This is a genomic window from Vibrio sp. zbq_1, assembly GCF_043102935.1.
In the GTDB taxonomy this organism is placed as follows: Bacteria; Pseudomonadota; Gammaproteobacteria; order Enterobacterales; family Vibrionaceae; genus Vibrio; species Vibrio parahaemolyticus.
Genome location: NZ_JBICJH010000004.1, coordinates 347,198 through 359,420 on the forward strand (window position 1 = coordinate 347,198; position 12,223 = coordinate 359,420).

The 12,223-nt window shown below is 44.1% G+C and carries 14 protein-coding genes; 8 read left to right on the plus strand and 6 right to left on the minus strand.

Features of this window, described 5'->3' with window-relative positions; translation table 11 throughout:
- Window positions 1–86: 86 nt before the first annotated feature.
- A complete protein-coding gene (locus ACF8CV_RS02015) occupies window positions 87–635 on the minus strand; it encodes a hypothetical protein (protein ID WP_005463482.1) in 549 nt (182 codons plus the stop codon).
- Between the two features lie 76 nt (window positions 636–711).
- On the opposite strand from ACF8CV_RS02015, the gene ACF8CV_RS02020 reads away from it, so the two are divergent.
- From ACF8CV_RS02020 to secF, 4 genes are all read left to right on the plus strand, one after another.
- Window positions 712–1,383, plus strand: a complete 672-nt coding sequence (locus tag ACF8CV_RS02020) for an SH3 domain-containing protein (protein ID WP_005477076.1) — start codon at window positions 712–714, stop codon at window positions 1,381–1,383.
- Window positions 1,384–1,551: 168 nt separating this feature from the next.
- Window positions 1,552–2,031: a hypothetical protein gene (locus ACF8CV_RS02025; RefSeq protein ID WP_029816378.1), complete on the plus strand. Its 480-nt coding sequence runs from the start codon at window positions 1,552–1,554 to the stop codon at window positions 2,029–2,031.
- A 164-nt stretch (window positions 2,032–2,195) separates the two neighbouring features.
- Window positions 2,196–4,034 (plus strand): protein translocase subunit SecD, encoded by a 1,839-nt coding sequence (secD, locus tag ACF8CV_RS02030; RefSeq protein ID WP_005485105.1) that lies wholly within the window; start codon window positions 2,196–2,198, stop codon window positions 4,032–4,034.
- Window positions 4,035–4,036: 2 nt separating this feature from the next.
- On the plus strand, window positions 4,037–4,939 hold the full coding sequence (gene secF / locus ACF8CV_RS02035) for a protein translocase subunit SecF (RefSeq protein ID WP_005463489.1): 903 nt from the start codon (window positions 4,037–4,039) through the stop codon (window positions 4,937–4,939).
- Window positions 4,940–5,000: 61 nt separating this feature from the next.
- On the opposite strand, the gene ACF8CV_RS02040 is transcribed toward secF, so the two are convergent.
- The gene (locus tag ACF8CV_RS02040) at window positions 5,001–5,267 is read right to left on the minus strand and encodes a hypothetical protein (protein WP_005485023.1); all 267 of its coding nucleotides are present in this window, start codon (window positions 5,265–5,267) and stop codon (window positions 5,001–5,003) included.
- A gap of 16 nt (window positions 5,268–5,283) precedes the next feature.
- Window positions 5,284–5,904, minus strand: a complete 621-nt coding sequence (locus tag ACF8CV_RS02045; RefSeq protein WP_025525188.1) for a LysE family translocator — start codon at window positions 5,902–5,904, stop codon at window positions 5,284–5,286.
- A 739-nt stretch (window positions 5,905–6,643) separates the two neighbouring features.
- Here ACF8CV_RS02045 and ACF8CV_RS02050 point away from each other — a divergent pair.
- The 4 genes from ACF8CV_RS02050 (at window position 6,644) to phaC (ending at window position 10,839) form a co-directional block, all read left to right on the plus strand.
- Window positions 6,644–7,384: an SDR family oxidoreductase gene (locus ACF8CV_RS02050; protein WP_138937144.1), complete on the plus strand. Its 741-nt coding sequence runs from the start codon at window positions 6,644–6,646 to the stop codon at window positions 7,382–7,384.
- A 12-nt stretch (window positions 7,385–7,396) separates the two neighbouring features.
- Window positions 7,397–8,605, plus strand: a complete 1,209-nt coding sequence (locus ACF8CV_RS02055; RefSeq protein WP_031831709.1) for an acetyl-CoA C-acetyltransferase — start codon at window positions 7,397–7,399, stop codon at window positions 8,603–8,605.
- A 44-nt stretch (window positions 8,606–8,649) separates the two neighbouring features.
- On the plus strand, window positions 8,650–8,997 hold the full coding sequence (locus tag ACF8CV_RS02060; RefSeq protein WP_005398278.1) for a phasin family protein: 348 nt from the start codon (window positions 8,650–8,652) through the stop codon (window positions 8,995–8,997).
- 66 nt (window positions 8,998–9,063) lie between these two features.
- Window positions 9,064–10,839, plus strand: a complete 1,776-nt coding sequence (gene phaC / locus ACF8CV_RS02065; RefSeq protein WP_005485133.1) for a class I poly(R)-hydroxyalkanoic acid synthase — start codon at window positions 9,064–9,066, stop codon at window positions 10,837–10,839.
- Between the two features lie 168 nt (window positions 10,840–11,007).
- Here the strand turns inward: phaC and ACF8CV_RS02070 are convergent, their stop codons facing one another.
- The 3 genes from ACF8CV_RS02070 to ACF8CV_RS02080 are packed head-to-tail and all read right to left on the minus strand — an operon-like array spanning window position 11,008 to window position 12,216.
- A complete protein-coding gene (locus ACF8CV_RS02070) occupies window positions 11,008–11,142 on the minus strand; it encodes a TIGR02808 family protein (RefSeq protein WP_005463497.1) in 135 nt (44 codons plus the stop codon).
- A gap of 11 nt (window positions 11,143–11,153) precedes the next feature.
- Entirely contained in the window at window positions 11,154–11,732 is a 579-nt protein-coding gene (locus ACF8CV_RS02075; RefSeq protein ID WP_005463498.1) for a NapC/NirT family cytochrome c, read from the minus strand.
- Between the two features lie 28 nt (window positions 11,733–11,760).
- Window positions 11,761–12,216: a nitrate reductase cytochrome c-type subunit gene (locus tag ACF8CV_RS02080; RefSeq protein WP_011106440.1), complete on the minus strand. Its 456-nt coding sequence runs from the start codon at window positions 12,214–12,216 to the stop codon at window positions 11,761–11,763.
- Window positions 12,217–12,223 lie beyond the last annotated feature (7 nt).

A 12,223-nucleotide genomic window follows, 5' to 3' on the forward strand; every position in this document is an offset into this window, starting at 1 on the left:
ATTGTGACGTATGTCTCTATAAAATGGCTGCTTTGGTTATTGGTTAATCAATTTTATTAAGGGGAACAGTCCCATTTTGTAACAGTTTAATGGCGAGAGCCTTGGGCGTATTTTAATGCACTAGCTTCTTTGTCATAAAGATGGGCTAATCCCAGAAATTGCGAGGATAGGGTCGTATAGTCTTTAGCCAGTTGTTGAGCGTTTTCTCGATACCATTCTGCACTGATTTGGTTCGCTGTTTCATTATTATGTCTGCAACTTTGAGCGAGCTTTTCCCAGCCATTGGCTGCCCACTGCGACTCGGTACTAAGCTTGATAAGCTCATTTGCTTTTTGCGTTAACTCTTCTTTGTACTGAACCGAGGCTTTTAGCTGATTTTGGAACAGGTTTTGATTGTACTTAGCGCGCCATAACAAACTGAGTTCATCTGTGGAAAAAGTTTGCGAAAGCAGTTGGCGCTGCTTGTGCTCACTTAACAAGGTGTTGAACACCTTAACATGCTGATTGTAATTGGACTCTAAACGGCTGAATTGGGTAAGATTGTCATTCCAAGAAGATGGATTACATTGAACATTGGCGAACCCTAGCAAAGGGAACGAGATAAGTATCAGCATCCAATAGTGTTTGTTGATCATGATTGCTCACGTAAGTTAACCGTCTCTAAACAGTATAGATGGCGAGATAAGCACAAAGAATAAAAAGGAAAAGAACATGAAAAAAGTTCTCATCGCAGTGTTGATTCTTCTGCTGCTGGGTGGCGCGGGTGCTGGTTACTATTTCTTTTTTATGCAAAAAGACGAACCTGAAAAGCCTGTTGCGGCTAAAACGGAAAAGGCGCCTGTAGATAAAGGGGATGCCTCCAAACCCATCATGGATTTAGAAGCGCCAGCTCCTGAAATCACGGAATATTACGTTATCGAGCGTCGCGTTAACGTTTACAATAAGCCTGATGATAAGTCTTTGATAGTTGATGCGCTTTACAAAGGCGAAAAAGTGTCTGTGCTGGAAAAGGTCGAGGGTTGGTTTCGTCTATCTGACTACATCGTTTACGAAGATGGTGGAGAAGAGACTGCGGAATGGGTCAACTCGAAAGGTCTCTCTGATGCTGAACCTGTCATCAAAGAGCAAGAGCGATTAGAGATCTTGGATGGCTACCTGCAAAAGTCAGACGATTTGAAGGAACATTTAGATATGTTCCGAAACAAAACCCAGCAATTGCTGAAAGATGAAACGTGTGATCCTAGTGATTTTGAAGAGCTCGGTGGTTGGGTTCGTTCAGTGACGTTCAAAAAGCGCAATGTTTACTTCATCTATTGCGGCGGTTTGGAGCAAGAGAACAAGATCTACTTAGATGTCGATAAGGGTGAGCTTTTTTATCGGTAACTTACGACCGATTACATTGGTTCTCTAAAGACGTTTTGATAAAAGCAATGACGATACAAACCTGAAATCAGAGATTTATAACTTTTTAGTTGTGAACCATAATCAATAGGAATACTATCATTAAGCCAAGTGACCTAACTTGGCTCTTTGTGTTTTTAGTGAGTTTCTATGCCTTGGATTTACCTAAGAAAATTGATTTTGCTGCTATTTGCAATGGTATTGCTACCAGTGCATGTATCTGCTGCGCAAATCGATCACAAGGCTCATGTACCGCACTTTTCTAAGCTACAACCTTTTGTAGTTGCAAGTGTATCGCCAAACTCTTCCGTCGATTTCTCTGAAGTTTCAGAAGAAAGTTCTCAATCTCCAGTATCTGAAGGTCATGCAAGTCTTGATTCCGTTGCTTTGTTTAACTCTCAACGCTGGACGTCTTACTTACGAGAAGGGCTTGATGACGAGCACGTAGATTTTGTCGGCGATCTCACGACTCCGTTTTACGCTGATGCGGGTTACGCATACAGCTTGATGGACATTAACTGGCGTCACAACCAGTCCACATTTTATCATTTCACAAGCGATCATCGCATTTCTGGTTGGAAAGAGACCAATGCCATGTACGTCGCACTCAATAGTCAGTTCTCTGCCTAAACACCATCTATTTGCACCATTGTGCACTCTTAACACGACGATTGTATTCGACAGGGCGCGAGCGTTCTGAGCATTTCATACCCTGAATTTATTCTGGGAGCATCTGTCGTGTGTTAAGCCTTGTTATTAAAAGCTTCACTTCATCGTGAAGGGATGATGTTTACATGAAAAAAACACCAAAGCAGCAAAAGAATAGAAAGCTGATGAATCACTACTCAGCTTGGAAATATGTCGTATTAATCACGACGGTCATTATCTTAACCTTAAGTGCGATCCCAACTTGGTTTGGCGAACAGCCTTCTATCCAGTTGACGTTTGCGGATCAAAACAACAGTGAAATGTCGGTTGTTCATCTGAATCAACTGCTAAAAACCAACCATATTTCAGCCGACAAAATCATTGAAAAAGACGGCAAAACAACCATTGTATTCGATGGTGAAGATGCGCAAAGTAAAGCTCGTGCGTTGTTAAACAAAGAGCTAAATAAAGACGACAGCATCACTTTCTCATACGTATCGGTTGCGCCAGAATGGTTGAATGAGATGGGCTTTAGCCCAATTAAACTCGGTCTTGACCTTCGTGGTGGCGTTCAGTTCTTGTTGAATGTTGATGTGAATAAAGCGTTTGAAGAGCAACGTGATGCGTTGATTGATGAAATTAAAGCGAATCTACGTGATCAACGTGTTCGTGGTGTGCAAGTTCGAGCAGAAAGCGGCAACCGAATTACGGTAAACAGTGACAGCGAGCAAGCATTGTCGGAAGTGAACAAGTTCTTGCGTCAAAATTACCCTAGCTGGATTTCAAAAAGTTCATCTCGTGGCTTTGTGCTTGAACCGAGTGAACAAAATATCCAAGAATTTCAATCCTCGACTCTTCAACAAAACCTGAAGATCATGCGTGGCCGTATTGAAGAACTTGGTATCACAGAAGCACTAGTGCAACGCCAAGGTAAAGAGAGCATTCGAATTGAACTCCCTGGTGTACAAGATCCTGCTCAAGCGAAAAACGTTATTGGTGCAACAGCAAGCTTGGCGTTTTATGAAGTGAAAGATGCGAGCCAAGCACACAGCAGCCAAGATCTTGTTCTTCAAGACAATGACGGCCGTACGGTGATTTTGGCAAAACGACCAGTACTAACGGGTGAGCACATCGTAAACGCTCGAGCTGGTGTCGACAAAATGGGTATGTCAGAAGTAAATATTTCTCTTGACCACGCTGGTGGTAAGAAAATGAGCGACTTCTCAGCAACTCACATCGGCAAGCCAATGGCGACCGTTTACCGAGAGTACAAGACAAACGATCGCGGTGTAACCGAGCGTAGTGAGCGCGTTATCAGCGTCGCGACTATTCAATCTCAACTTGGTAGCCAGTTCCGCATTACCGGAGCAGGTAGCATGGACGATGCGCAGCAGTTAGCGCTATTGCTTCGTGCGGGTTCACTAACTGCGCCGGTTACTATTGTGGAAGAGCGTACTATCGGTGCTTCTCTGGGTGCAGAAAACATTGAAAACGGTTTTGCAGCACTGGCTTTAGGTATGGGTTTAACACTGACCTTTATGGCACTTTGGTACCGCCGCTTAGGTTGGGTAGCAAACGTGGCGCTTTGTGCCAACATGCTTTGTTTGCTTGGCCTAATTGCTTTGCTACCAGGTGCGGTGTTAACGCTTCCTGGCATTGCAGGCTTAGTGTTAACCGTCGGTATGGCAGTGGACACCAACGTTATTATTTTCGAACGTATTAAGGACAAAATGCGTGAAGGCCGCAGCTTCGCTCAAGCGATTGATCTGGGCTTTGACAGCGCGTTCTCGACCATCCTTGATGCCAACATTACTACTATGATCACCGCCGTGATTCTGTACGCCATCGGTAATGGCCCAATCCAAGGCTTTGCCTTAACACTCGGATTAGGTTTGTTAACCAGTATGTTTACAGGCGTATTTGCCTCTCGAGCAATGATCAATTTAATTTGGGGCCGCGATGCCCGTCGTGATGTGAGGGTTTAATCATGGTCGAAATGCTAAAACAAAATATTCGTAAAATTCGCTACTTTACTACGCTAGTTTCCATCATTTTGACGGTGATCGCGTTAGTCGCTCTAGGCTTTAAAGGGTTGAACCTCGGCTTGGATTTCACTGGTGGTATGGTGACAGAAGTAAAGGTAGATAAGCAGCTAACTAACCATGATCTGCTTGACGTACTGCAACCAAAACTTGGTGAGTCAACATCAGTAACACGTTCCGGTGAAGATGGCCGTTGGGTGATCCGTTACTCTGCGCCGGAAGAAGGGCAGACATTACCAAGCGTGGCAGATGTACTTAAGCCAATCTCTCACCAAGTTGATGTTGTCAGTAACAGTATTGTTGGTGCTCAAGTTGGCCAAGACTTGTTTGAACAAGGTGGCTTAGCACTGTTGATTTGTGTGTTGAGTATTCTCGGTTACTTGTGTTTCCGTTTTGAGTGGCGTTTGGCAAGCGGTTCACTGTTTGCTTTGGCCCATGATGTGATCTTAGTGCTTGGCTTCTTTGCAATTACTCAAATGGAGTTCAACTTAACCGTTTTTGCTGCTGTGCTGGCGATTTTAGGTTACTCATTGAATGACTCGATCATCATTGCAGACCGAATCCGTGAGCTGTTGATTGCGAAGCAGAGTTGGAAAACAGAAGACATCAATGACCAAGCTGTTATCGCGACGTTTTCACGTACCATGGTGACATCTGGTACAACACTGATCACCGTTGGAGCATTGTGGATTATGGGAGGAGCGCCTTTGGCTGGTTTCTCAACCGCGATGTTTATTGGTGTTCTGTCTGGTACATGGTCATCGATTTCGATTGGTACCGTGCTGCCAGAGTGGTTGAAACTGGAGCCGAAACATTATCTGCCTGTTGAGATCGACGCTGCGCCATAGCATCGTTCTTTTAAGGTAAAAGTGCTTGCGCCACTCATTTTGAGTGGCGCTTTTTTTGTGCTTATTTCACGCGCATCAGACGATGTTTTACCCGTCCCAAATCGAACTCTAAGATCTGTGAGCGCTTCATTGCTTCGACTTTATTCAACATCGACTCTTGGTAGCCTTTTTTCTTCATCCACTGAAGAGGCTCAGAGAAAGCATCTTCATTAACGACATAAGACTCGCCTTTATGCTCTCCTGCATAGACGTTCACAACCCAAACTCGGGCCTGAAAATCTAGTACTTCACTCATCACTTGCGTGAACTTTTGAAAGAGGTTTTTCATTACTTTTAGTTCTGCTCTAACTCACAAACAGCCAAACACCAACGCCCATCATCAAAGTGCCTGCGAAACGGTTCATCAAACGTACATTTTTTGATTGGCCTAAAACACGTTTAAGCCCTTTACCGCCTGTCGCGTAAAGTGACATACAGATGAACTCGAACAGCAGAATGATCGAGACTAAAACCATGAGCTGTGGCGCCAAGGCTTTGCTTTGGTCGATGAATGGAGGCAAAAGTGAGATCATAAACGCCCAACCTTTAGGGTTCGCGATGGCGGTAACGAAGCCCTGCAGAACCAAATTCCAGTTACCTTTAGGTGGTGAAGTTGAGTTCTCCAAATTGATCGCGAGTTTGCCCCGAGATCGCCACATTTCGATACCTAAATAGAGCAAGTACGCACCGCCGCCAAATTTGAGGAAGGTAAACAGCCACGGATAATTGAGCATAACTGCGGCGATGCCGAGTACAGCAGAGATGGAAACCAGAGCGACTCCGGCGAGTTCCCCAATCATCATCCACAGTGTCCGGCGATAGCCGACACTCATTCCCAATGTGAGTGCCAACGTCATGCACATTCCTGGAGTAATCGAGACGAAAAAGAAAGTAGGGATGAACATACTGAGTAATGCAATATTCATATCTGTTGATGACTTAGTGATTAAAGAGAAGCCACAAAGATAGTGCAAAGCGGGAGAGGATGCTACTACAAAGCGAACGGTTGCTTTTTGTGTTAGTTAGCTGATGTTATTAGGATATTTAAAATTAAAATGAAATTATATTTTAATCTCTGCGTCATAATAGTGCGTATTGCACCAGTATGAGACAAACTCTTATATCGTTCTTCGATTAAATATATTTAATTGTTTATATTTTTTCGTTGTTTGTTTTCATTGTTTTAAATAGCCATATTGATAACTAAATTGTCATTAAATACAGTAATTAAATGATATGTTTGATAATTGTCTTTACTGATATTTGAATTATTATTCTAATCTTGTTTTTGCCATAATCATTTAGACTTAAAATTCAGATCTTAAATCATGACATAATGTAACGTCTGCTGTTCTGTATGTAATCATTTGATCTATAAAGATTATTTTACCGTATTGATAGGCTAGTGTTTCAAGTAAGTACTATTAAAAACAATGAGTTATGAAGAGTTAACCATTTTATAACATTTCATGTGTAATGAGATCTAAATCAATCTTATGCAAATGGATTAGTTTTTTATTTGAAATGTAATATTTCTAGGTTAACTTAAAATAAAAGGCAGCACAGGATTGGTTGTCAAAAGAATAAATAAACACGTCAGTTGGTGAACTATTTCATCAGTGTATTAAGTTTGCTTTTTAAATGCCGTTAAGAATGGAGTCTTCAATGAAGAAAGTCGCTTTGATCACTGGATCAAAAGGCGGAATTGGTTCTGCTATTTCCTCTCAATTAGTCAATGACGGTTACCGTGTAATCGCTACTTATTTCACAGGTAACTACGAATGTGCGCTGGAGTGGTTCAACAGTAAAGGGTTTACCAAAGATCAGGTTCGCCTTTTTGAGTTGGACGTAACAAACACCGCTGAGTGTGCAGAGAAGTTAGCGCAATTGCTTGAGGAAGAAGGAACCATTGATGTTGTTGTCAACAACGCAGGTATCACACGTGATGGCGTGTTTAAAAAGATGACTGCGCAAGCTTGGAATGATGTCATCAATACCAACCTCAATAGTCTATTCAACGTTACGCAACCCCTATTCGCAGCAATGTGCGAAAAAGGTGGTGGTCGTGTCATCAATATCTCTTCAGTCAATGGTCTAAAAGGGCAGTTTGGTCAAGCAAACTACTCGGCGGCGAAAGCTGGGATGCTCGGTTTCTCTAAAGCCTTGGCATACGAAGGCGCTCGCTCGGGTGTGACGGTCAATGTTATCGCTCCGGGGTACACCGGTACGCCAATGGTTGAGCAAATGAAGCCAGAAGTGTTGGAATCCATCAAGAACCAAATCCCAATGAAACGCCTTGCGACACCAGAAGAAATTGCAGCATCAGTGAGCTTCTTGGTCAGCGATGCCGGCGCCTATATCACCGGTGAGACTTTGTCGGTGAACGGCGGCCTATACATGCACTAAGGAGATAAGATGATGGAAAAAGTATTTATCGTAGCGGCGAAGCGTACCCCAATTGGCGCTTTTGGTGGCAGCCTGAAAAATACCTCAGCTGGCGATCTGGCAGCAGTAGCGATTAAAGGCGCGTTAGAAGCTGCAAAGTTGGCTGGCGACAAGGTTGACGAAGTGATTGTCGGCAACGTTGTTGGTGCAGGTCAAGGCATGGGTGTTGGCCGCCAAGCGGCATTGTTTGCTGAGATTCCTGAATCTGTTCCTGCATACGGCGTAAACATGGTTTGTGGTAGTGGTATGAAAACGGTCATGGACGCAGTTTCTCATATCCGTAGTGGCGATGCAGAGATCGTTGTTGCAGCGGGTGTTGAGGTCATGTCTCAGATTCCGTTTGCCGCACCAAGCAGCATTCGTGATGGCAATAAAATGGGCAATCTGGAGCTGAAAGATCTGCTCGTAGCGGACGGTTTAACCGACGTTTACAACCAATATCACATGGGTGTGACGGCAGAAAACGTAGCAAAAGAAATCGGCCTAACTCGTCAACAGCAAGACGAATATGCGTTGTCGAGCCAACAGAAAGCGGTTGCCGCTATTGAAGCAGGTAAATTCAAAGACGAAATTGTGCCAGTGGAAGTGCAACAGCGTCGAGAAACCGTACTATTCGATACCGATGAATACCCAAAAGCGAACGCAACAATGGAAGCTTTAAGCAAGCTGCGTCCTGCTTTTGACCGCGAAGGCACAGTGACTGCGGGTAATGCGTCGGGCATTAACGATGGCGCGAGTGCGATTATCGTTGCGTCTGAAAGCGCAGTTAAAGCGCACGGATTAACGCCGCTTGCTGAGATCGTAAGCTACGCGCAATCGGGTCTTGATCCGAAAATCATGGGCTTAGGTCCAGTTGAGTCGGTCAATAAAGCACTCGCAAAAGCGGAACTCACAGTAAACGACATCGACGTTTACGAGTTAAACGAAGCATTTGCAGCGCAAGCACTTGGCGTGATTCATCAGTTGGCGGAAACCAACCAAGTTCCAGTTAATGCGATTCAAGATAAAGCGAACTTTAACGGCGGTGCTATCGCGCTAGGCCACCCGCTTGGTGCATCGGGCAACCGAATTTTAGTGACGCTTGTTCACGAGCTTCATAAGCAAAATGGTCAATATGGTGTTGCTTCACTTTGTGTGGGCGGCGGCATGGGCACGGCTGTGGTTGTAAAAGCAGTTAAGTAATTATTTAAACGGACATTTTTAATTCTTTCTCTAGGAGATAAACCATGTACACTGATTTTTTCAAAACATTTAGCGATCAAACTGAAAAAAATCTAGAACCTTACTTGAAGTTCAACAAGCTAGTGACAAAAAACGTAGAAGTGTTGACTGAGCTTCAACTGAACGCAATTCGCACTTACAGCGAAGTGGGTCTAAACCAGATGAAAGCAGCGTCAGAAATCAAAGACGTGACATCACTAACTGCTTTCAACAGCCAACAGCTAAGCGTACTTACTAAGCTTTCTCAGCAAATGATGGATGACAGCAACAAGCTTCAAGCCATTGCAAAAGAGTTCAAAGAAGACGTTGAGAAAATGACTTCGGAAAATCTAAAGACTGTTACTCCTGCGTAATTTGTCCGATTCTCGCCGCCCCTAGATTTGGGCGGCGTTGTTTTTTCCGAATATAGGAGTAAGACTATGTTTCAACACTTCTTTTCGGACTATCTTGTGAAGCTTCAGGAAACCAATCATCAGTGGTGGCATGATTTCGAAGTGAACAAGGCAGTCGTGAACTCTCCTTTAAACAAGGCCATGCAAGAAGTGAACTTTGAGGATACTGCCAAACTGTTCGAACAAGCTGCGAATCAGCCTGCTGCGATTTTAAAGCTGCAAGCACAGTGGTGGGAACAGCAACTGCAAATTTGGCAGAATGTTGCATTGGCGGGGAATCAAGCACAAATCATTGAAGCTGAAAAAGGGGATAAGCGTTTCTCAAACGAAGCGTGGCAAAATGAAGCCATGTATAGCTTCATCAAACAATCCTACCTTTTATTCAGTAAGACCTATCTTGATACCATCGAGTCTTTGGAAGGCTTAGACGAAAAGACGAAAGAACGTATTATTTTCTTCTCTCGCCAAGCCATTAACGCCCTTTCTCCTTCCAACTTCATCGCAACTAACCCAGAGCTTTTGAAGCTGACACTTGAGCAAAACGGTCAAAATCTACTGGCTGGCTTAGAGCAGTTGAAAGAAGACGTTGAGTCGAGCGCAGACATTTTAAAAGTGCGTATGACGAACAACAACGCTTTCCGAGTGGGTGATGACGTTGCGACAACCGCTGGCGATGTGGTGTTTCAGAATGAGTTGTTTGAGCTTATTCAATATCGTCCGTTAACCGAAAAAGTCAACGCGACACCACTGCTTATCGTTCCGCCTTTCATCAACAAATACTACATTCTTGACCTCACTGCGAAGAACTCGATGGTTCGCTGGTTGCTTGAACAAGGCCACAGTGTGTTCATGATTTCTTGGCGTAATCCAGGTAAAGCGCAAGCGCATGTTGAATTTGGTGATTACGTTACTGAAGGCGTTGTGAAAGCGGTTTCTGCGATTGAAGAAATCACAGGGCAAGAGCAAATCAACGCGGCTGGTTACTGCATTGGTGGTACGGTTTTAGCGAGCACTGTTGCGTACTATGCAGCAAAACGTATGAAGAAGCGCATCAAATCGGCGACGTTCTTCACAACGCTTTTGGATTTCTCTCAACCGGGCGAAGTCGGCGCGTACATTAACGACACAATCATTAGCGCTATCGAGACGCAGAACAACGCAAAAGGTTACATGGATGGTCGTTCACTGAGCGTAACATTCAGCTTGTTGCGTGAAAACAGCTTGTACTGGAACTACTACGTCGACAATTACTTGAAAGGTAACAGTCCGGTTGATTTCGACTTGTTGTACTGGAACAGCGATAGCACCAACGTTAGTGCCGCGTCTCATAACTTCTTGCTTCGCGAGCTCTATCTAGAGAACAAACTCGTGCAAGACAAAGGCGTTAAAATTGGCGGAGTGTGGATTGATCTCAACAAGATCAAAATTCCTAGTTATTTTGTGTCGACGAAAGAAGATCACATCGCGCTTTGGCAAGGCACATACCGAGGTGCATTGCACACTGGCGGCAATAAGACCTTTGTATTAGGCGAATCGGGCCATATTGCTGGTATTGTTAACCATCCTGCTAAAAACAAATATGGCTACTGGTTAAATGACACTCTTGATGACTCAGCTGATGAGTGGTTGAGCAATGCAGAACACAAAGAAGGTTCTTGGTGGACGCATTGGAACGAATGGTTATTGCAATACAACCCGCAAGAGCAGATTGAGCCATTCCCTGTGGGCTCAGAAAATTACCCAGTGATTGATGAAGCGCCAGGACAATACGTTAAGCAAGTTCTGCCAGTGAAAGAGTCTTAAAACTCCCTATAGCAGTAATCTTTAGCGGCCTACATGGTCGCTTTTTTTATGGTCGGATAAGCTGCCATTACACTATAAACAAAAAAGCGCCGAGCATTTGCTCGGCGCTTAGTGTCAACAAAATAGGCAATAAAAAGTTGACGGGGTAGAGATGAACTAACCTTGCGGTTATACCTCTTTATCCTTACCTAGTGAGAGTAGCCATAAAGAGACTGCTGCTACTCCTACAAAGCCGGAAAGAATAATCACTGGCATTGCGCTGTATCCAAGGATATGCCAAATCACAGATTCTAAAGTACTCATGGTTTGTCTCCTTATTGCCAGCCTTCAACGCCACTCATGTCAGGCAGCTTGTGAGCAATACCTTTGTGACAATCTACACAGGTCTTGTCGCCAGAAGCTAATGCTGTTGAGTGTTGAGCCGCAGCACGCGAGCCCTGCTGTGAGTAGTCCATGTAATCAAACTCGTGACAGTTACGACACTCTAGAGAGTCATTCTTCTTCATACGAGCCCATTCGCGCTCGGCTAGATGGCCACGACGAGCTTGGAACTTCTCTGGTGTATCAATGGTGCCAAGAACGTAGTGTGCAAACAGTTCTTTTGACGCTTGAACTTTACGTACGATCTTATCTGTCCATTCATGTGGTACGTGACAGTCAGAACAGATTGCACGAACGCCTGAACGGTTAGAGTAGTGGATCGTCTCTTGGATTTCTTTCACGATAGGTGCGTGACATCCAGAACAGAATTCTTCCGTATTCGTTGCTTCCATACCCGTGTTGAATGCGCCCCAAAACAGAAGACCACCGGCAAAGCCTAAGAATAAAACCACACCAGCGGCAGCTTTACTTGGGTTCTTCAGCCTCTTCCAAAACGCTTTAAGTATTTTCATAAATGACCTCTTAGTACTTGCGTTTCAACTACTGAAGTGAATCAACTGACTGGAATTCATTTTCCACTAGCGGTTTCGCATTGGTTTGTGGAACGTGACATTGCAGACAGAAGTAACGACGAGGAGAGACATCAGCAAGTACTGCATCTTGGCGGTTTACATAGTGCGTTACACTGATTTTTGTTGCGCCAGACTCTTTCGCGTTTTTCCAGCTATGACATGCAAGACACTTGTTTGCGTTCAGTGACACTTCGTAGCTACGAATGCTATGTGGAATCAACGGTGGCTGATAAACAAAGCTGTCTTCAACGATTTGGTCTTTCGGAAAATCTTTAAATTCGTCTGCAGGGCGAGTGTCTTCCAGTTGAGTCATTCCACGTAGTGACTCAAGGCCACCTGTGCCTCCTGGATTGTCCAACTCTGCTTGCGCAATGCCTGTTACTAATGCACCTACAGATAAAAGTGCGACAAGTAATTTTTTCATCATTTCA

What these genes read in the sequence shown, in the direction of transcription:
- ACF8CV_RS02015 (WP_005463482.1), bottom strand. Translation starts at nt 635, where the DNA reads ATGATCAACAAACACTATTGGATGCTGATACTTATCTCGTTCCCTTTG.
- ACF8CV_RS02020 (WP_005477076.1), top strand. Translation starts at nt 712, where the DNA reads ATGAAAAAAGTTCTCATCGCAGTGTTGATTCTTCTGCTGCTGGGTGGC.
- ACF8CV_RS02025 (WP_029816378.1), top strand. Translation starts at nt 1,552, where the DNA reads ATGCCTTGGATTTACCTAAGAAAATTGATTTTGCTGCTATTTGCAATG.
- secD (WP_005485105.1), top strand. Translation starts at nt 2,196, where the DNA reads ATGAAAAAAACACCAAAGCAGCAAAAGAATAGAAAGCTGATGAATCAC.
- secF (WP_005463489.1), top strand. Translation starts at nt 4,037, where the DNA reads ATGGTCGAAATGCTAAAACAAAATATTCGTAAAATTCGCTACTTTACT.
- ACF8CV_RS02040 (WP_005485023.1), bottom strand. Translation starts at nt 5,267, where the DNA reads ATGAAAAACCTCTTTCAAAAGTTCACGCAAGTGATGAGTGAAGTACTA.
- ACF8CV_RS02045 (WP_025525188.1), bottom strand. Translation starts at nt 5,904, where the DNA reads ATGAATATTGCATTACTCAGTATGTTCATCCCTACTTTCTTTTTCGTC.
- ACF8CV_RS02050 (WP_138937144.1), top strand. Translation starts at nt 6,644, where the DNA reads ATGAAGAAAGTCGCTTTGATCACTGGATCAAAAGGCGGAATTGGTTCT.
- ACF8CV_RS02055 (WP_031831709.1), top strand. Translation starts at nt 7,397, where the DNA reads ATGGAAAAAGTATTTATCGTAGCGGCGAAGCGTACCCCAATTGGCGCT.
- ACF8CV_RS02060 (WP_005398278.1), top strand. Translation starts at nt 8,650, where the DNA reads ATGTACACTGATTTTTTCAAAACATTTAGCGATCAAACTGAAAAAAAT.
- phaC (WP_005485133.1), top strand. Translation starts at nt 9,064, where the DNA reads ATGTTTCAACACTTCTTTTCGGACTATCTTGTGAAGCTTCAGGAAACC.
- ACF8CV_RS02070 (WP_005463497.1), bottom strand. Translation starts at nt 11,142, where the DNA reads ATGAGTACTTTAGAATCTGTGATTTGGCATATCCTTGGATACAGCGCA.
- ACF8CV_RS02075 (WP_005463498.1), bottom strand. Translation starts at nt 11,732, where the DNA reads ATGAAAATACTTAAAGCGTTTTGGAAGAGGCTGAAGAACCCAAGTAAA.
- ACF8CV_RS02080 (WP_011106440.1), bottom strand. Translation starts at nt 12,216, where the DNA reads ATGAAAAAATTACTTGTCGCACTTTTATCTGTAGGTGCATTAGTAACA.